The organism is Rubellimicrobium roseum (assembly GCF_006152145.1).
Taxonomy (GTDB): Bacteria; Pseudomonadota; Alphaproteobacteria; order Rhodobacterales; family Rhodobacteraceae; genus Rubellimicrobium; species Rubellimicrobium roseum.
On the sequence record NZ_VDFV01000002.1, the window covers coordinates 78,659 to 97,176 of the forward strand.

The window sequence follows — 18,518 nt, forward strand, 5'->3', positions numbered from 1 at the left end:
GCCCGTCCTTTACGTCAGCCGGACCACGCCTGCCAGAGGAGCCGCAGGGCGAGCGCGACCGAGACGACGACGAGAAGCGGGCGGATGAGCCCCGCCCCCACGCGCACGGCCAGGCGCGAGCCCACCTGCGCGCCGGCGAACTGCGCCGCGCCCATGCAGAGGCCCACGAGCCACCAGGGCTGCGCCACGAGGGCGAAGACCAGGAGGGAGCCCAGGTTGGAGGCGAAGTTCAGGAGCTTTGTGTGGGCGGTGGCCTTGAGGAGGCCGTGGCCGCGCAGGGACACGAAGGCCAGCATGTAGAAGCTGCCGGTGCCGGGGCCGAGGATGCCGTCGTAGAAGGCGAGGCCGGGAACGGCGGTGGCGTTGAAGGTCCGGGGCGGGATGCGCTCGGCCCGGTCCTCGTCGTCGAGGCCCTTGCGGAAGCCGAAGTAGAGCGCGACGGCGATGAGGAGGATGGGGAGGACGGCGCGGATCGCCTCGGCCGGGAGCTGGGCCGCAAGGAGGGAGCCGCCGCCTGCGGCCAGGGCCGCGAGGAGAGCGGGTCCTGTCTGGGTCCGCAGGTCCACCTGACCGGCGCGCGCGTAGTGGATCGCGGCCGAGGCGGTGCCGAAGGTGCCCTGGAGCTTGTTGGTGGCGAGCGCCGTCACCGGGGGGGCCCCCGCGAGGAGGATCGCGGGCAGCGCGAGGAGGCCGCCGCCGCCCGCGATGGAGTCGATCAGGCCGGCGGCGAAGGCCGCGAGGACGAGGAGCCCGAGGATCTCGGGCGCGATGGGCAGGAGGTCGGAGATCATGTGGCGAAGTCGTCCCGTGCGTAGCCCTGGAGGTAAAGGAGCGCCGTCAGGTCGCCGTGGTTGACCCGGAGGCGGCATTCGGCCTGCACCGCCGGCTTGGCATGGAGCGCCACGCCCGCGCCCGCGAGCCGCAGCATCCCGAGGTCATTCGCGCCGTCGCCCACGGCCAGCACGTCCTGCGGGCCGATCCCGAGGCGGGCCGTCACCTCCTCCAGCGCGGCGACCTTGGCCTCGCGGCCCAGGATCGGCTCGGCCACCTCGCCGGTGAGGCGGCCGTCGCGGGCGAGGAGCGTGTTGGCGCGGGCTTCGTGGAAGCCCAGATGCGCGGCGACGGGCCGGGCGAAGCCGAGGAAGCCGCCCGAGACGAGGACGGCGTGCGCGCCCTGGGCCTTCATGGTGGCCAGAAGCTCCCTCCCGCCCGGCACGTAGGTGATGCGGTCGCGCAGGACGTCGACGATGACGGTTTCGGGGAGGTCCTTGAGGAGCCCCACCCGTTCGCGCAGGGCGCCCTCGAAGCCGATCTCGCCGTTCATGGCGCGGGCGGTGATGGCGGCGACCCGGTCCCCCACCCCGGCCACGGCGGCGAGTTCGTCGATGCATTCCTGCCGGATCATCGTCGAGTCCATGTCCGCGAGGAGCATCCGCTTGCGCCGGTTCACGGCCGGCTGCAGCAGGAGGTCGACCCCCTGCCCCTGGCACGTCTCCCAGGCGGCCCAGAGGTCGGCGGGCTCGGCGGCGACCTCGAACTCGGCGGCCTCCCGCGCGGCGAGCCAGCGGAGGGGACCGCCGGTCCAGCGGGCGCGGAGGTCCTCGATGAGCGAGTCGGGGAGCCCGCCCGGAGGGGCGATCAGGGTGACGACGTGCATCCGAAGTTTCCGATCGTAGTCGCGGCCGCCCTTGTGGCGGCGCGTTCGCGGCGGATTAGCCGCAAAACGCGACTTGCGGAACCCCGGTCCGCTTCCCTACACCTGTCGGTGGGACACCCCTCCCCAACGAGGGTTGTGGGCTGTCACGAGATTTCCCTTCCTTTCAAGTATGTTGCAAATCCTTCGTTGCTGACCTGTGTCACTGGCGTGCCAAAAATCGCATCAGTGAGGGTCGGATCGTCTATCGCGTGGGCATAGGTCCGCAGGACCGTGGTGGCATCCTTCCAGCCCCCGAGCTTGGCCACCGTCTTGACGTCATTCCCGGCTCTAAGGAGCGTCGTGGCGAAGCCATGGCGGCAGGAGTGCGGGGTGAGGCGCTCAATGCCCGCGCGTTCGCATACGTTGTTCCACGTCTGCCGAACGCTGTCCCGCGCTGCCCAGGGGAAGACCTTGGTCTCAGGCTGCCGGTTCGATGGAATATTGGCGAGCGCGGCAAGTACAGGCGGGGGCAAGTGGGCGATGCGAGTGTCCAGCACCTTGTTCTGCCGAATGGTCACCAGGCGACGCGTCAGATCCACGTCTCCCCAGGTGATGGCCATCGCCTCACTGATGCGGGCTCCCGTTCCCAGCATGAGGAGGCAGAGCGCCCCGAGATGCGGAGACGCATGCGCCGCGAAGGCTTCTGCCCATTCTTTTGTCGCCGGGCGCTTGGGCGCCGTCTCCTCCTTGAACCTCTTACCCTTGATGGGCGGACACCAGCCCAACTCGGCCGCGAAGTTGATGATGGCCACCGTAGGCTTGATGACCTGTCGGTTCCGGGTCGCCGCTTTCCCGTTGGGGTAGAGCTTGCGTGCGCTCTGGCGAATGGCCTCGGCTGTGATCTGGCGGACGGGTGTGTCGCGCCAGTGGTCCTCGATCTTGTCCAGGAAACGTGTCGGCTTCTCAGCCTCGCGATAGGCTATGGCCGCCTGCGCGAAGGTCAGGTGCGCGGCCGGCCCATCGAGATGACCTTTCCAGGCGCGGGACTCGGCGTCCGACGCGATGCGCTGGGCAAGGGTTTTGTCCGTCGTGCCCGTAGAGCCTCGTAATCTCCGACCGGCGACGGTCCCGCGGTAGTGCCAGATTTGGCCGCGGCGGTAGAGTTTGACGGGCATGGCCGCGCGTCCTCCAGCAGCATGTCGCAGTGATGAGGTAGGAGCACCATGCGTTTGCCCCAGATGCAGCAGGCTCCCAGCGCCCGTGCACGTTGCCGGACAGCGCGTTCGGAGAAGCCGTAATGACCAGCGAAGTCCTCGGGAGTCACGTAGTCCCGCAGCATGTCAGGACGGGTCGACATCGCGGGCCTCTTTTGTGCAGTTAGGCGTCAAGCGAGCCAGTGCGTTGAGGCCAGCAGCCCCCAGCGTCCGCGTCGTTTCCAGGCAGCGTGTCGGCTCATACGAGGCGTCGGATGCAGTCGAGCGTTGCATGAAGCCAAGGATGATAGCGTAGTTGCCCTCGCCCGTGCCCCTGGGGAGATCTTCTGTTTCCCAACTTGGCCCCTTGAGTTTCACCCCTGCGGTCATCCTGCCACCTTGGTCACGAAGTTCGATCTGGTCGAACTCCAGAAATTCATGGTGAGGCGCGTACTCGAGAAACAGTTGGTGCAAGATATCAAGGAAGGTCGTTTCGGTTCGCCCAGCGTCGTAGTGAACACGCAGGCACCGCCTCGACAGGACCTCTTCAGCTTCCCTAATCTGCTCGTCTCTTCTCGGCAGATTTCGCTCGGGTACGGGGAAAAGCACATCTCTCACGTGACCGTCGCCTGGGTCGAACGCCAGGAGCCAAAGTGGCAGGCTCCACATCCGCCGAACGGCTTCGGGAGCCTTCGTCGGACCCTCTGGGGTCAGGGTGAGACCTAGAAGAGCAGGAAAGTCAGACGATTTGAGTGCCGCCGAACCCCGCCCGAGGGATGCAGACAGGAGCTTGCTCGCCTGCCCCACTTTGATGATGGAGTTCGCGCGAGGAACGTCGCCCCCCAGCACGTCAACCATCCACTCATGTGCTTGCTTCACGGTTCCAGACATGGAACTCGAATATCATTCGATTTAGAACTCTGCAAGACTTTCTGGAATGCGGTTCGACTTTCTTCGTCGTCTCGCGGCCCTCTGCGCCTCGGGGACTTGTTGCGCGCCTGCAGTCCCAAATCGTGAGTGTGTAAACGCGTGCCATGGTCCGGTATCGCTCCGGCAAGTCGCTGCGCCTCAGTCAGCAAGCTGGTGGTGCCGCGCGGCTGGAGGGCAACCGCCGCCGCAGCAACGGGGCGCTCGCCATGGGTCTTGGTGGCTGCGCGATGGCTTCGCCGGTCAGCCGGGCGTGGAAGGGCTACTGGCAGCGGGCGGCTTGAGGTATTTACATACCTCAAGCCTTGGGGTATTATGATACCTATGAGGTTAACCGATGCTCAGCTCTCTCACTTTCTAGGCCGGCTTAGCTGGGAGGCTGCGGCTGGACTAGGAGCGTTTGAGACTCTTTCCCCGCACTTGGCGGGCGATACGGCCCAGATCCACTTAAGGGCTATCCAGTCAGTCCTGGCTCAGATGCACCGCCTCAATGAGGCGGTCGCCGTAAACTGACTTGTCAAAGGCATGGCTCGGGAAGAACGTGTCTGCGCGCACGCTGACTTGAGCCAGCTTCCTCACTTCAAAAGGCCGAGGCTCCCAAGCGTTCAACGGAACGCCTGACGTGCGTAGCACCACGGCCAGGAGCAGGACGTCCCTGTCATCCTCGCCCCGATAGAGCGCGTAAGGCGCTAGCACGAGATCGCTGCTCTCATGCTTGGCATTGATGAGGCGTCGTTCAGCTAGTGCTGTCTCGATGTCCTTGGTGTCAGGGTCGTTGGGGCGGGCGGGCGGCCTGATGTGCGTAATGCCAAGCCCTAGGCCTAAACTCACCATCTTAGTCTCCGCAGTTGACGATGAGGCAGCGTGACACGCCGCCCGGTGAGGCGGAAGGGCTACTGGCAGCGGGCGGCGTGATGCTCATCCCCGCCGCTGCCCAATCCGCAAAGACGCGACGGGCAACGGTTCGGGCGGCTCTAGCAGGCGCTCTGCTTACTCAGCATTATAGCCCCGATGGGCATATCCACCGGAGTCTCGCCCAAGCTGCGCCAACGAGTCTTTGCTGGCTCCTTGCCCTTCGCCGCTAAGGCGGCCTTGAGGCTGGCAATCTCCTCGGTCTGACGGGCGATGGTTTCATTCATTCGGTTCAGCATTGCGCGCACTTCAGCCTCGGCTTCCCCAGGCTGCGGGATATGGACTCCGCGCTCCGACTGAACTTCCATCCAAGCACCCATTGCCTCGCGAGCGTCGGCAATAGCAGCAGCCTCAGTATCCCCGTCGCCCATGCACCCCGGCAGGTCGGGGAAGTAGGCCATGAAGCCTCCACCATCTTCAGCAGTGAGGGGGCGAACGACGATCACGTAGTCAGTCATTAGCATCCTCCTTTCGTGATGTGTAGTTGCGATGAGCATGGGCAAAACTCACCAGTTCTCTGATATAGGGCGCCTTGATCGGTTTGGCGCTGGGGATGGTCAAAGAGTCGCGGATGTGGGGGCTCGACACGACGTGGTGAGATCCTCGCTTGGGCTTGCGGAACTCCAAGCCCTCCTGTTTGCATAATGTCTGAACGTCCGCAATCGTCCAGTCCCCTTGAGGGGCAGCAGCCATCCGATCAAGTAGCTTCTTTCCCTTGGACAGTTTAGTCCCCCGCTCTTCAAGATCACGGCACATGCAGGGTTAAACCTCTGTGAGCCACGCAGTCTGGTCAAGCGGACTCAGGCTAGCCGCCACTTATACCGCCCCGCCATCCCCTCCAGCCTCACCCACCCCGCCGCCTTCATATCGCTCAGAGCGCCGGAGACGCGCGCCCGTGCCGCTTGCCGGGGCAAGTCAGGCGCCACCACCGCCGCGATCTGAGCCGCCGTCAGTGGCCCGCTCCGTAGCGCGTCGAGGATGCCTCGCCGCAGCGTTCCCCGCTTGAAATGCTTCGGCACCTTGCGCGGGATCGGCAGCGTGGCTGGATCGACGCCATACTGCCGCAGCAGCGCGTCCACATGGGCCAAGCCGTCCCGCTCGTCGCGCAGGATGGCGGCTCGCATGTGGTGCAGGACGCTGACCACATGGGCGTCGGTGAGGTGGTGGAACTGGTAGCGTAACACGGGACTAGGGTAACCCGGCATGCCGCCAGCCGGCAGAATTGTCGCGGTGCTGTTGATAGGTCGCGCTCATGCAGCAAGGCGCTGACCACGAGGTCTGTCAGGCCGGGCAGACCAACCCGAGCGGGGCAGGATGCCGTCGTGCGCTTGCAACCCAACGCCGATACCCCCGCGTGAGCACCCTCCAGCGCTGTCAGCCAGGTCCCACGACGTCTGGCCCAGTATCGTTTCCAGCATCAGTTGTGTTCGCGACACGGTATGTTCTTAGCGCCTCGTCCCCTTCCCTCACGAGAAGGCCACGGTCCACGAACCGCTTCAGGACATTGTAGAGGCCGGTGCGCTGCCTCGTGAGGGACGCGGCCACCTCCGGGTGAGACCGGGACATACGAACAAGAATTTGACTGCTCGTGAGGGGCTCACCGGCAGACCTGAGTACGGCGAGAACCGCGTCCGACGTCGGCGCCTCGCGCAGGGGTGACCGAGGCTCCACATCCGGAGCCTTGCCCTTCGTAATAACCCTCATGTGTGCTCGATAGGCAGCGAGGAGAAAGGCATGACCGTTATGACGGCGGACCACCTCCGCGGCTTCTAGCCGTGAAAGAGCACCGTGGAAGCTCTTATCGGAGTAGGAGCCGCGCTTCGCAACGAAGTCTCCGAGAGCCACACGCAGATCCGCGTAGGACAGGAAGCCCTTTGGCGACTGTTCCAAAGCTTTGCGGATCTCTGAACGGTACGAGGGATGGCCGCCTTGAGGCGTATCATCCTTGTCGTCGCTTTCAGACCGTGCGGCTTCTGCGTTGGCGCCATTCGGTGCAGGCTGCTGCGAGTCCACGAGTGGCAACGACATGACAGACGAGAGGAGCTGTCGAAAGGCTTCCAGATTGCTCCGAAGCTCCTGTGCTCGCCGGCTTGCCTCAGCCGCCTCCGCCTCCGCCGCGACGGCATCAGCTTCTAGACGGCGCAAATGGCCGATCGTCAGGATCGGCTGGTCGTCAGGAAGACGCGAGTGGAGGAAGTCATAGGACATGCCCCTCTGTAACGACGACTTCCCCTAGGTCAAGTTCTTTGTGGAGGTGGAAGAATGAGGGGGAGCCGGCACTGCACCCGCCACGTCGGCCGGACGCTCAACGGCAGCGCTGTCGTCCGCTGTCCGAGCCCGGCCGGTGTCGCTGTAATTTCCATGTCAGCATGAAGGTCGCCCCATGGCATCTAAGGATCGGAGGTGCATCACAGGAACACAGCGACGGCGGGCACCCGAGGCAGCCACCACAGAGACCCGAGCTTCCGCAACAATTACGCCCCAGTCGGCAGCACTGGATTTCTCGGATCCTGAATAACCAATGCTGAACGCAAGACCGCCATGTGACCGCCCGAAACCCGTCTGAGCCTGGCGGAAAACGGGGGCGGCCGAAACGCCTCCCGGAGCGGAGGGCGGGTTGTGGAGGCGAACAAGTTCATCGCGCAGTGGGTGGGTGCTGGTGGAACGGAACGGCAGAACTCCCAATCCTTCCTCCTCGATCTGTGCGAACTCTTGGGCGTGGACCGGCCAAGCAGCCACACGCAAGGCGACTATGTGTTCGAACGCCCCGTGGTTCACGAAGAGCGGGGCATCCGCACCACCCGCTTCATCGACCTCTACCACCGGGGTCGCTTCATCCTTGAGTCGAAGCAATCTTCTCTGAGGATCAAGCGCGGCCCCCCCGACCCCGACCAACCCGACCTCGGCCTGGACGCCTCGGAGGCGCAGGCCCCCCGTGGGACGGCCGAGTGGGACCGGCTCATGGGGCGGGCCTTCCTTCAGGCCAAGGGCTACGTGGCCGACCTGCCCTCGGACCACCCCGCGCCGCCCTTCCTCATCCTTGTCGACGTGGGCCACGTCATCGAGCTTTACGCCGACTTCAGCGGACAGGGGCGCAACTATACCCAGTTCCCCGACCGCAACTCGTTCCAGATCACCATGGACCGGCTGCGCGACCCGGAGATGCGCAAGACCCTGTGCCTTGTCTGGCAGGACCCGGCTGCGCTCAACCCCGCCCGCCGCGCCGCCGAGGTGACGCGCGATGTGGCCGAGCGCTTGGCTCGCGTCGCTGCCCGGCTGGAGACCCGCCAGAACCCTGGCGAGGTGGCAGGCTTCCTTATGCGCTGCCTCTTCACCATGTTCGCGGAGGACACGGCCCTTCTGCCCAAAGACAGCTTCCGCAGCCTCCTGCGGGACCTCCTCGACCGGCCCCACGACTTTGTGCCCGCGCTGGAGTCGCTTTGGGCCAACATGGACCGGGGTCACTATGACGGCTCCCTGGGCGCCAAGCTCCGCCGGTTCAATGGCGGGCTCTTCCGCGACAACACCGCCCTTCCGCTCGACCGCGAGGGCATCGCGGAACTGTCGATTGCCGCGAGCCGCGACTGGCGCGACGTGGAGCCCGCCATCTTCGGCACGCTGCTGGAGCGCGCCCTTGACCCCCGCGAGCGCTCGCGCCTCGGCGCGCACTACACTCCCCGCGCCTATGTGGAGCGGCTGGTGGTCGCCACCGTCATCGACCCTCTGCGGGAGGACTGGGACGACGCGCAGGCCACCATCTCCGAGCGCGTGAAGGGAGGCGACGAGGCCGGCGCTCTGGCCGAGGCCCGCGCCTTCCACCATAAGCTCTGCACCACGCGCGTCCTCGACCCTGCCTGCGGCACCGGCAACTTCCTGTATGTCACGCTGGAGCTGATGAAGCGCCTGGAGGGCGAGGTGCTGGAGCGCATCGAGGGACTGGGCGGGCAGGATAGCCTCAAGCTCTCGGGCGAGACGGTGGACCCTTCACAGTTCCTGGGGCTGGAGACCAACCCCCGCGCCGCCGCGATTGCCGAGGTGGTGCTCTGGGTCGGCTACCTGAAGTGGCAGCTCCGCACCGGGGGCCTATCGGCCATCCCCGATCCGGTCCTGGAGGCCCACCGGAGCATTGAGCAGCGCGACGCTGTTCTGGCCTGGGACGACCGGCGCCCACGCTTGGGGCCGGATGCCGCCCCGCTCACGGCCTGGGACCGCATCACCATGAAGCCGCATCCCGTGACGGGCCTGCCTGTGCCCGACGGCGACGCGCGCGTGGCGGCTTACGACTATGTCAAGCCGCGCCGGGCGGACTGGCCCGAGGCCGAGTTCATCGTGGGCAATCCTCCGTTCATCGGCGGCAAGGACATGCGGGCCGAACTGGGAGACGGCTATGCCGAGGCGCTCTGGCGCGCGCGGCCCGAGGTGCCGGGCGGGGCCGACTTCGTGATGCAATGGTGGGACGAGGCGGCGCGGCGGCTGGCGGACACCAAGGGACGGCTGCGGCGCTTCGGCTTTATCACCACCAACAGCATCACCCAAACCTTCAGCCGCCGCGTGGTGGAGCGGCACCTTGGGGGCAAGGAGCCGCTGTCGCTCGCTTTCGCGGTGGCGGACCACCCCTGGGTCAAAGGCGCGGATCGGGCCAATGTCCGCATCGCCATGACAGTGATGCGCCGGGGTAAGCGCGAGGGCGTGCTGGGCCGCGTCATCGAGCAAAGCGACCTCGACAGCGACGCGCCCGTGGTCCGGCTGGGATTAGGGCGAGGAACAATCAGCGCTAGGCTGGCGCTGGGGGCGGACGTGACGGCGGCCGAACCGCTTCTGTCCAACGAAGGACTGTCGAGCCCCGGCGTGAAGCTTCATGGGGCAGGCTTTATCGTCACACCTGCACAGGCGCGGGCGCTGGGACTAGGCACCGTGCCGGGCCTGGAACGGCATATCCGCCCCTACCTCAATGGCCGGGACCTCGCCCAACGCTCGCGCGGCGCGATGGTGATCGATCTTCACGGACTGACTGCCGAGCAGGTTAGGGACCGCTTTCCGTCGGTTTATGAGCACGTCACGGATCATGTGAGGCCGCACCGAGAGGAGAATAAGCGGGACAGCTACCGCGATAAGTGGTGGGCCTTTGGGGAGCCCCGAGCGGACTTGCGCGCCTTCACGCAAGCGCTGCCTCGATTTATCGTGACGGTCGAGACAACCCGTCACCGGCTCTTCCGCTTTCTGCCTACTGGAACGCTGCCGGACAACATGCTTGTCACTGTTGGCCTCAGCGACGCGGTTGCACTGGCGTTACTGTCCTCTCGCGTTCATGTCGGCTGGGCGATTGCGGCGGGTGGCTGGCTCGGGGTTGGCAACGATCCGCGTTACAGCAAGACAAAGACTTTTGATCCCTTCCCTTTGCCTACACTCCTAACGGATCCTATGCCCGACGGTCATGCCGCCGCTCTTCGCGACCGCCTGCGCGACATTGGCGAGCGCCTGGAGGCCTTCCGCTCCGAGCGGCTAGCAGCTCTCCCCCAACTCACCTTGACGGACCTCTATAACCTTCTGGAGCGCTGCCGGGAGGCGTTTAACGGCGGCCCGCACCTCTCGGACGAGGAGCGCGAGGACCACGCCCGCGCCCATATTTCGATCTTAGCCGAGCTTCACGACGACCTCGACCGCGCGGCGCTGGGCGCCTGGGGCTGGGACGAACTCGCCCCCGCTCTGGTGGGCCGACCCGGCGCGACGCTCCCCAGCGACCTCAAGTCGCCCGAGCAGGAGGAGGCCGAGAACGAACTGCTGGCCCGCCTCGTCGCGCTCAACGCCGAGCGCCGGGCCGAGGAGGCGCGCGGCCAAGTCCGTTGGCTTCGCCCGGCCTATCAGGCACCTCGCTTGGGCGCCAAGGTTCCCGGCGCCGAGCAGCAGCGCGAGATGGAGGTGCCCCTTCCTGCCAACCTGCCTGACTCGCGTGCGTGGCCCGACGAGCCCCGTCACCAGTTCTCCGAGGTGCGCGTGCTGCTGGAGGAGGCCGTGGTTGCGCTGTCGCCCGAGGATGTGGCCCGCGCTTTCAAGGGTCGCCTGACCCCCAAGCGCCGCGAGCGCGTGCGAGAAGTGCTTACCATCATGGCAGATCTGGGCATCGCGAGGCGAGCCGAAGGAGCTGGCCTATTTGCCGCCCGTCGGTAAGGCATGGCCAGGACAGCGCCAAATCGTCCGACAGACACAGCGACGATGTATTGTGCGACGTCAGAGCAAGCCTGCCATCCTTGGCTTGGCGATCTGTCCGCACGGTCTGCCGCCGCACCCAACCGTATGCCCGTAGGGGGTGCGCCCAAAGGCACGCGGCGTTGCACCGCAATGGCAAGCCGGAAGCCCGAACGCAAACAAGCCCCCGTTTCCGAGGGCCTGTGTCTGGTCGACTCACGTTGTGCGCCGGACGGTCAACCGGCCATCCGGTGCGCCTGCACACCTGCTTTCCAGCCCTCGAGGGCCTGCTCCAGCGGGATGCCTTGTTCTAGTCTGGCTTTGACGGCGTCGTGCAAAAGCCGCACCTCCACATCATCGAACTGCTTCAGAGCGTTGGTGAACTCCTTCTCCTTGAGTGTCGCCCGGCGAAAGACGGCTGCCATTCCCTTCACCTCGCCGGAGATGAGCCAGTCGAGCGAGACGCCCGAGTCGAGCATCCAGTCGAGGAGAGCATCGGTCATGAGGGGCCCACCCGCCGGGTCCTCCTCGTCGTAGGTCAGAGTTGGAGGCGTCAGGCCAAACCAGTCGCAGCAGGCGGCGATACGCCCCTCGATGGTGGACAGGTCGGGCTCGCCCGTCGCTACAGCCGAAGCTGCGACAGACTGAGCCACGAAGGTGGATGCGAGCATGGCAGGGGCGGCGCTCAGAAGGGCACGGCGCGTGGTAAGCATGGTCATTGCAGCACTCCCGCCACGAGGGTTTCGCACTCAAGGCAGATGGACTCAGGCAGGGCCCATTCGCCCCGGCCGGAGCACACGGCCACCTTCGCCGCCAGATCCTCAAGGCAGGTCACCGGCGCGTCGGCAATGGCGTGCTCCAGATCGACGGCGACGTCCACGAGGGCGGTGAACTCCTCCTCGGGCATGTCGCGGGGGGCGGCATCGGAAAGGGCGCGGGCCTCTTTCCACTGGCGGTAGAGGCTTAGGATGGCTGTGTCCGTGGTGGACTGCACGGAGGCGGCCAGGACGGCAGGCATGGCAAGGGCCGGAGCCGCCCGCAGGAGCGAGCGACGGGTGATCGGGGCAGTCATGTCGGATGTCTCCTCAGTCTTCAGGATGGTTCATGGGCAGGCAGCACACAGGCGGGCTGCCCATGATTGCTGGCAGGTCAAGCGGCCATGGCTTCTGCGTCGCGGAGGGTGAGGCGGAGAGTACCGAGGCGCTGAATCCCCGCCCAGCCAAGGCGGTCGGTGTTCTCCAGATCTTCGACCTCGGCGCGGATCACATGGGCCGGGCGGGACAGCTTGGCCGCCATCTGAGCCTCATAGGCGAGGATGCCGCGCTCGTTAGCCCAAGCCGCTTTGAGGGCTTCGGACAGGTATTGCGCGGGCTTGCCGGTGCGGCGCGCCCAAGCGGTATGTCGAGCCCAGGCCCAAGCGAAAGCCATCAAACGGCGACGGTCGATTTTGGGTGTGCTGGCCATCAGGACTTCCCTTTCGCTCGTGTGATGTCATATACATGAAACAGGCAACATTGCCTGTCAACATCAAACAGGCGAGGTCGCCGAAATAATGTCTATCACGGCACGGCAGGCGACGGCGGCGAGGGCGGCACTGGGGATCACCCGGGAGGAACTGGCTGCCGCTGCGAAGGTGGGTGTTCGCACCATCACGGACTTCGAGCGGGGCGCGCGGGAGCCCATCGCTGCCACGCGGGGCGCGCTGCAAGCCGTCTTGGAGGCCCGAGGGGTGGAGTTCCTGCCCGATGGCGGGGTGAGGGTATCAGGGGCCGTATTGGCCGCCCTGGACGAGCGCAAAGGCAAGGGCGACGCGGCCGAATGATCTGGAAGCGTAGCACTCGCGACTGGCGCCTTCCCGCAGAGGACGACACGAGCCCCAGGGCGGATCTGCTGCGGGCCATCCGCATGGTCGAGAAGGAGCAGACCGGGGTTACCTGGAGCGGCTTAGGCTGCGCGGGCCTTGCGATCTGGCGCTACGAGGAGTCCCTCGGCACGACCGGAGCGCTATTGGTGATGATGGGCGTGATTGCGCTGATCTCCATCCACAACCAAGTCAGCGCGCTTCGAATTGACGGCTTTAAACGCGAACTGCGCAGCCTCCCACCGAAGTGGCCGTCGTGAAGGACGCCCCGCCAGCCGCTCAGGTCATCTGCAGAACATGGTCGAGGTCGAGATGGACCAGCGGTAGCCCTGCTGATCGACGCCGCGCGATCCCAACGGCCCAGGTCCGTATGAAATGTCGAGTTCGATTACGCTGGCCTGCCCACTCCCCCAGAAGATGACGACATACGTGCTGTAGGGCGTGTAGCTGAGGCTGCCGGTCTCCCGGTTCAGATCCGACCCGCTCAGGATGTTGGCCTCAACGCGATACTTCGCCCCCGTGCCGACATACTCGGCGCAGACCTCCACAACTTGGACGGCTGCGGCGGCAGAGACAGGCGCATCGAGGAAAGCTCCGGCGACGAGGGCTCGGAGCATAGCATGGGGAGAGCGGGGCATGGTGCGACTCGGTGGTGGGGCTTGCCTCACCCTCTTGCCGTCGATCACGCGGGGCAAGTGGAAGAGGACGCCGTTTTCCGGTGTTATTGGAACCGGCGCAGGGCCTCGCGATGACAGTGGCGTGGTGACTTCACCTAAATCGGGCGGCAGCCTGACCGGGGATAAATCGGCGTTGTGATGGCGACCGGAAGTAAATCGGCCCAGCCGGTCGCCAGGAGCCTCACCGAGGCTTAGCGGCCGCCACGCAGGTAGTTGGTCGTCGCGATGGGCGTAGCCCCCTGGGAGAGGGCTGCGAGCGCATTGGGCTGGCGCTGGAAAGCATCGAGCGTCGCCCGCGAGGCATCATCCAGTCCCACCATGAGGGGCAGCGCCCGCGCCTGTCCGCGCACCGTGGCATCAGCGATGGCCTGCGCTCCAGAAGCCATCACTGGCAAGGCAGCGGCAATGGGTCCGGCGCCCCCGAAGCCCACCCCCGCCGTCGCAGCCCACCCCTGGAGGCTCTTGGGTGAGAACAGGTCGGCAAAGCCCCGCAGCGCCCGCACGGCATTGGTGCCCCGGGCGATCTCCCGCATGGCCTGACGCTCGACGTCGTTGAAGCCGCGCAGGTTGCGAGGGTTGCGGATGAACGTGCGGAAACGGCTCGCGAGCGCCGCCTCGAAGCCACCCTGAGCGTTGCTTGCGTCCTCGATGATCGTCTCTACGCGCTCCAGGCGGCGGGCACGCCCCCAGATCTCGCGGGCCAGACGCAGGGGCTCGCTGTCATCCCCCAATCCCTCGATCACGTCGTCAATGTGGTCGATGACGAGGCTTGCCAGCCGGCGCTCGTCAGGCTCGATGGATCGGGCGACGACACCCGCCACGCGACGGGCCAGTTCCAGGCGCCCGAGGCCCTGATCCCCCGAAGCGACCTCCTGCAACTCGTCCAGCGCGACGCCAAGGCGGGGATGCAAGCGCGGATGGTAGCCCTCCTGACGCACCGCATCGGCAGTGTCGGTGGCGAGCTGCGCCAGCCGGGACTGAGGCACGACCACACCCGAGGCGTCGGACGCGTCATAGAGGCTCTGGGCTGTCGACTTGAGCCCTGCCACGGTCTCGGCCGCCGGCGTGCCCTGGAGCGCCTGAGCGGCCCGCAGGAAGCCCTGTCCGATGCCGGTGATCGCCGCAGCCCCGACGCCGCCCGTGACGGCTCCCAAGGCCGCTCCGAGCGTCCGGTCGTCCACCGTTTCGTCCAGGCCACCGACACCGTCCATGGCGCCGTACATGCCCCCTGTGGTCGCACCCACGCCCGCCGCGCGGCCAATGCGAGCCAAGGAGCCGACGCCACCATTGATGACGCGGGCCGCAAGGCCGCCCGGCCCGACGAGGCCCCCGCCGATCTCCGCCGCAATGGCCAGCCCAGGGCGCTGATCCCAAAGTTGCTCCTCCTGCTCGCGATAGAAGTCGCGCCGCTCCTCGTAGGAGCCCCGGCCCAGAAGTTCATCCACGCGCCCGGCGGCCTCGTCACCCACCAAGCCGAAGGTCATCGCCTCGCCGGCCTTGTTCAGCGCAGCACCGATGGCCTCGCCTGCATTCAGCGTGGTCGGGTCGTTGTCGCCCCACAGGAAGCCCCGTGCCTCGCGCCCGGCGCTTGCCAGCCAGTTGCGGGCCTCCGGACTGACCGGCAGGGACGTTCCCGGGGCAAAGGGCACCACACCCTCCCCAGCGGCGGCACGGGCCGACAAAGCCCATTCCGGCACGTCTTCTGGCGCGGGGATCGGCAGGCCATTGGCGTCATACGCCACACCTTCGTCAGGGTCGGACGGCAACGCGGCCGAAGACTGGGGGGCGTTGGCTTCCGGCGCAGCGCTACGGACCGGAGGCATCTGCCCGACCGGCATGTCCAGGCGGGGGTCCTGACTGGGTTGCGGCTCGCGCGTTACGGCGCCTTGACGCGCAGCCTGCGCCATTCGGGCGAGGCGCTGGGCCGAGGCGGTGTCCCCGGCTTCATGCGCGTTGCGAAGGGCGCGGATGATCTGGTCATAGTCGGCCATCAGCGCGTCCCTCCTTGCATGTAGAACCTCACGAGCTCGTCGTCGTCCATGTCATTAGGGATGGACGCTGGGGGCGTGAGGGCGGGATCAGCGCTGACATCGGCAGACGAGCCACCAGACAGCCGCAACTGTGCCGTGGTCAGGATGCCCCGCAGTTCGCTCAGTGCGTCGCGATAGTCCGCCTCGCTCTGGGCTGTGTCGAGTCGACCGATGGCTTGCGTGGCTTTCAGGCCTTCGGTTTCGGTGATGGCGCCGCCCCCCTTCAGGCTTTCGAATGCCTGGAGGAAAGCTTGCCCCTCCAGTTGGCGTGCGCGCGCCCCGAAACGGCGCATGGGCGTGCCAGGCAGGGCCTGCGTCCACGACCACATGCCGGTGGACCAGCCCATCGCCGGATCGTTGAGGATGCCGTCGATGGTGCCGATCATCGACTGAACGGAGGCAGGGTCGATGCGCCCCGCTTCGGCGCCGGTCGGTCCTTCCACAATCTCCACGGTTCCATCAGGACGGACGCGGGTGGTGGTGCCGCGCGGCGGGTCGATGGCCTGCTCGTATTCGATGCGGGTCATCGGAACGCGGCCGGCAGCGTTCTCCTCCGCCGCATACCGCTGATACTCATCTGCGGGCGGCGGGTTCTCCAGTTGCTCCACCTGCAATTCTAGGCGGCGGCGCTCCAGTTCGGCTGTGGGGTCGGGCTGCGTATAATCCGCAATCACCTCGCCCGTCCCCCTGTCGAGCAGGCGGTCACCCATGATGACAGTCTCCCGCTCCAGCGCCTCAGGCGCTCCGGTGCCAGAGATCGGCGACAGCGTTCCGCCCTCTATGGTGAACAGAGCGGCAGGGTCCTCTACCTGGGCGCCGGGATACATCTCTGCGACCTGCGCCCCCGTGATGATCTGCGGCTCGGCGGTTTCGACGCCCGAGAACACCGGCTGACCGTGCGTGTCGCCGCCGACGTAGCGAGCCACGCCGTTCTGGTCCTCGCGGATCTCCGGATCGGGCTGCGTGAACCACTCGCGGTCAAGGCCCGCAGCAGCAGCCATGGACGGGAACGCTTCCATGGGAGGCACGGGAAGCCGCTGCGACTCGAAGATGGCAGTCCAAGCCTCGGGGTCCTGCGCTTCCCACGCCTGCGAGGCGGCGCGCATGAGGCGCTGGTCCGCTTCGTTCAGTTCGAGTTGCTGCGCCTCGGCCTGTTCAGCCGCGAACCGCTGGCCCTCAAGGTCGCGCGTCTGGTGCGCCGAGAGCAGCGTTGACGCCCTCTCCGGATCAATCGCCGCAAGCGCGTTGATGGCCACAGTGTCACCCCGAAGCGCGTTGGCTCCGTGCTGGTCAGCCCAGCCACGGAGTGCGTTCTGCTGCTGGATCTCCCGCATCGTGGCCCCGTTCTGGAGGCCTACGGTGAAGGGGTCGCCGCCCGACGGGGAGACGGACCTGAAGAACGAGGTATCAACGGCCGGGCGCTGAAAGCGGAAGACATCGCCGTTCATTGGATGTCCCTGGTTATCTGCTTGATGGTCATTGCCGTGTCCTTTCTTTGGATCGTTGGGCGGGGCCCGCCTGCAGGCAGCCCAGGGTTGTGTCCTGGAGAGGTCGTCATCCGATCAGGGCCTCGGTCTCACGTGCCTTGCGGGCGAGTTCGTTGACCAGCTTGCGGCTTTCGACCCACTCCCGGGAGCGCATGCCGTGCTTCCAGGTCGGGTGAGACGGTCCCGCCGGGTGACCACCTCCAGCTCCATGGAAGTGGCAGACGTTCCAGCCTGTGACGGCCGGTACGCGGCAGGGCTCCCCTGTCCGTTTTGAGTGCGCGGTGCAGCGAGGGGCGGCGTTCGCCCGGTCCATGGGGTTGTCGTCAGCTTTCTGCATCCGACCCTCCCCCGTGGGTCACGGTTCCCACGATGGCCTGCGCGCCGGGCTCCACGTTGACCCGCTCTACCCGGACAACCTGCTGGCCTTTGGAGCGGTAGCGCTTGAGCGTCTCGACTTGGGCCGTGAAGGTACGCGCGAGCTTGTTAAGTGCCCGCTCGGCCGCGTCCTGCTGGGGGATGGTCTGGACGTGGTTGAGCCGGCGGGCCATCGTCATCGTTGCCTGGTGGACAGCCGCCATCTGTGTGACGAGCAGCAGCTCGGCCGGGTCGCGCGGCTTCATCTCGCTCACGAAGGTCAGGGCGCAGTTCGTCACGGTCTCGCTAACGCGGTGCCCATGGTCACCCAAGGCGGCGAGCTGCATGGCGATCCAGTGGGACACCTCGGGAGCACCGGCCGCCTTGGTGATGCTGGTCCAGTCGCCCGCGATCTGGGTGCGTAAGGTGCTGTCGTCTGCCATCGACAGTCCCAGCCGAGGCACGCCGCGCTCCTCGGCAGGCTTGAGCTTCGGCACCTTGTGGTCCTTCACAAGCGGGGTCTCTGGGCTCGTCATGTCTTCTCTCCAGACGTCGCGATCAGTGGATGGTGGGCTCGGCAGCCCGCAGGACGGCCCGGCGGTGCCCTTCCAGCTCATCAGGGAGGTCGTCCCCCTCGAAGACATGGAAGGAAGCGTCGGCGATCTGGCCGCGCAGGAGGGACCAGACGATGCGCCAGAGCGTGCGTTCGCAGGTCAGCGGGCTGCGGGTCACGAATGATGGCGACCCCGGCGTGCCTGCATCGATCATGCCCGCGCAGTAGCCTTCGGGCTGACGCCAGACGTAGACGAGACGTCCGCCCTGATAGCCCGCCGGAGCGATGGCCAGGATCTCACCCCAGCTTGGCAGGCAGACCTGGGCCGCCCAGTTCGCGGCGGCGTTCGATCCGCCCAGCCCCACGACGGAGTTCGCATCGAGGCCGACACGGTGCAGATGTACGAAAGCCTCCGCCGCCGACACCGTCACCCCGACGCCCTCCAGCAGATCGCCCCACGCCGCGGACGGGCAGAACTTCTTGGCCTCCCAGAGCATGGCACCGGCCGACAGGGCAGCTTCCGCTTCCTTATGGGCATGGAGCGTGCAGGCTATGGCACTGGTCAGAGCGGCGTCCCGGAGGGTCGCGAGGCGCCGCAGCGGAAAGGCCTGCTGCTCCGCAAAGGATCGCGCGAGGGTGGCAAAGGCAGCACCAGGAGCGCGACCCTTGTGCAAACCTTGCGGTTCGGGCGCCTCCGCCTCG

General features: G+C 66.5%; 19 protein-coding genes and 1 pseudogene. 4 read left to right on the forward strand and 16 right to left on the reverse strand.

All coding sequences use genetic code 11. The features are described 5' to 3' along the window. Nucleotides 1–14: 14 nt before the first annotated feature. The 4 genes from FHG71_RS02800 to FHG71_RS02815 form a co-directional block, all read right to left on the reverse strand. Nucleotides 15–791 (reverse strand): TSUP family transporter, encoded by a 777-nt coding sequence (locus FHG71_RS02800; RefSeq protein ID WP_139080102.1) that lies wholly within the window; start codon nt 789–791, stop codon nt 15–17. Next, nucleotides 788–1,657, reverse strand: a complete 870-nt coding sequence (serB, locus tag FHG71_RS02805; RefSeq protein WP_139080103.1) for a phosphoserine phosphatase SerB — start codon at nt 1,655–1,657, stop codon at nt 788–790. Before serB ends, FHG71_RS02800 begins: the two co-directional genes overlap by 4 nt. 143 nt (nt 1,658–1,800) lie before the next feature. After that, nucleotides 1,801–2,811: a tyrosine-type recombinase/integrase gene (locus tag FHG71_RS02810; RefSeq protein ID WP_139080104.1), complete on the reverse strand. Its 1,011-nt coding sequence runs from the start codon at nt 2,809–2,811 to the stop codon at nt 1,801–1,803. A 165-nt stretch (nt 2,812–2,976) separates the two neighbouring features. Continuing rightward, on the reverse strand, nt 2,977–3,687 hold the full coding sequence (locus FHG71_RS02815; protein ID WP_139080105.1) for a hypothetical protein: 711 nt from the start codon (nt 3,685–3,687) through the stop codon (nt 2,977–2,979). A gap of 209 nt (nt 3,688–3,896) precedes the next feature. On the opposite strand from FHG71_RS02815, the pseudogene FHG71_RS02820 reads away from it, so the two are divergent. Then, nucleotides 3,897–4,040, forward strand: a pseudogene (locus tag FHG71_RS02820) (IS1595 family transposase); the annotation flags it as partial. A gap of 178 nt (nt 4,041–4,218) precedes the next feature. Here the strand turns inward: FHG71_RS02820 and FHG71_RS02825 are convergent. From FHG71_RS02825 to FHG71_RS02845, 4 genes are all read right to left on the reverse strand, one after another. Then, on the reverse strand, nt 4,219–4,590 hold the full coding sequence (locus FHG71_RS02825) for a hypothetical protein (protein ID WP_139080106.1): 372 nt from the start codon (nt 4,588–4,590) through the stop codon (nt 4,219–4,221). Nucleotides 4,591–4,730: 140 nt separating this feature from the next. Then, nucleotides 4,731–5,126, reverse strand: a complete 396-nt coding sequence (locus FHG71_RS02830; RefSeq protein WP_139080107.1) for a type II toxin-antitoxin system HicB family antitoxin — start codon at nt 5,124–5,126, stop codon at nt 4,731–4,733. A 342-nt stretch (nt 5,127–5,468) separates the two neighbouring features. Then, nucleotides 5,469–5,852, reverse strand: coding sequence for a helix-turn-helix domain-containing protein (locus tag FHG71_RS02840; RefSeq protein WP_176559258.1), 384 nt, complete (start codon nt 5,850–5,852; stop codon nt 5,469–5,471). A gap of 190 nt (nt 5,853–6,042) precedes the next feature. Beyond that, nucleotides 6,043–6,876: a hypothetical protein gene (locus FHG71_RS02845; protein ID WP_139080109.1), complete on the reverse strand. Its 834-nt coding sequence runs from the start codon at nt 6,874–6,876 to the stop codon at nt 6,043–6,045. A 411-nt stretch (nt 6,877–7,287) separates the two neighbouring features. On the opposite strand from FHG71_RS02845, the gene FHG71_RS02850 reads away from it, so the two are divergent. After that, nucleotides 7,288–10,836 (forward strand): class I SAM-dependent DNA methyltransferase, encoded by a 3,549-nt coding sequence (locus FHG71_RS02850; protein WP_139080110.1) that lies wholly within the window; start codon nt 7,288–7,290, stop codon nt 10,834–10,836. Nucleotides 10,837–11,090: 254 nt separating this feature from the next. Here FHG71_RS02850 and FHG71_RS02855 read toward each other — a convergent pair whose 3' ends face one another. The 3 genes from FHG71_RS02855 to FHG71_RS02865 all read right to left on the reverse strand — a co-directional run bounded on the left by FHG71_RS02855 (nt 11,091) and on the right by FHG71_RS02865 (nt 12,318). Next, the gene (locus FHG71_RS02855) at nt 11,091–11,573 is read right to left on the reverse strand and encodes a hypothetical protein (protein WP_139080111.1); all 483 of its coding nucleotides are present in this window, start codon (nt 11,571–11,573) and stop codon (nt 11,091–11,093) included. Next, nucleotides 11,570–11,926 (reverse strand): hypothetical protein, encoded by a 357-nt coding sequence (locus tag FHG71_RS02860; RefSeq protein WP_139080112.1) that lies wholly within the window; start codon nt 11,924–11,926, stop codon nt 11,570–11,572. Before FHG71_RS02860 ends, FHG71_RS02855 begins: the two co-directional genes overlap by 4 nt. Before the next feature lie 77 nt (nt 11,927–12,003). Then, entirely contained in the window at nt 12,004–12,318 is a 315-nt protein-coding gene (locus FHG71_RS02865) for a hypothetical protein (RefSeq protein WP_139080113.1), read from the reverse strand. 88 nt (nt 12,319–12,406) lie between these two features. On the opposite strand from FHG71_RS02865, the gene FHG71_RS02870 reads away from it, so the two are divergent. Continuing rightward, the gene (locus FHG71_RS02870) at nt 12,407–12,676 is read left to right on the forward strand and encodes a helix-turn-helix domain-containing protein (RefSeq protein WP_139080114.1); all 270 of its coding nucleotides are present in this window, start codon (nt 12,407–12,409) and stop codon (nt 12,674–12,676) included. Next, nucleotides 12,673–12,975 (forward strand): hypothetical protein, encoded by a 303-nt coding sequence (locus FHG71_RS02875; RefSeq protein WP_139080115.1) that lies wholly within the window; start codon nt 12,673–12,675, stop codon nt 12,973–12,975. Before FHG71_RS02870 ends, FHG71_RS02875 begins: the two co-directional genes overlap by 4 nt. A gap of 24 nt (nt 12,976–12,999) precedes the next feature. On the opposite strand, the gene FHG71_RS02880 is transcribed toward FHG71_RS02875, so the two are convergent. From FHG71_RS02880 to FHG71_RS02900, 5 genes are all read right to left on the reverse strand, one after another. After that, on the reverse strand, nt 13,000–13,353 hold the full coding sequence (locus FHG71_RS02880) for a hypothetical protein (protein ID WP_139080116.1): 354 nt from the start codon (nt 13,351–13,353) through the stop codon (nt 13,000–13,002). A 230-nt stretch (nt 13,354–13,583) separates the two neighbouring features. Next, on the reverse strand, nt 13,584–15,383 hold the full coding sequence (locus FHG71_RS02885) for a hypothetical protein (protein WP_139080117.1): 1,800 nt from the start codon (nt 15,381–15,383) through the stop codon (nt 13,584–13,586). Further along, a complete protein-coding gene (locus FHG71_RS02890) occupies nt 15,383–16,870 on the reverse strand; it encodes a hypothetical protein (protein WP_139080118.1) in 1,488 nt (495 codons plus the stop codon). Before FHG71_RS02890 ends, FHG71_RS02885 begins: the two co-directional genes overlap by 1 nt. 362 nt (nt 16,871–17,232) lie before the next feature. Next, nucleotides 17,233–17,799, reverse strand: coding sequence for a hypothetical protein (locus tag FHG71_RS02895; RefSeq protein WP_139080119.1), 567 nt, complete (start codon nt 17,797–17,799; stop codon nt 17,233–17,235). 22 nt (nt 17,800–17,821) lie between these two features. After that, nucleotides 17,822–18,490, reverse strand: coding sequence for a hypothetical protein (locus FHG71_RS02900; protein WP_139080120.1), 669 nt, complete (start codon nt 18,488–18,490; stop codon nt 17,822–17,824). Between the last annotated feature and the right edge of the window lie 28 nt (nt 18,491–18,518).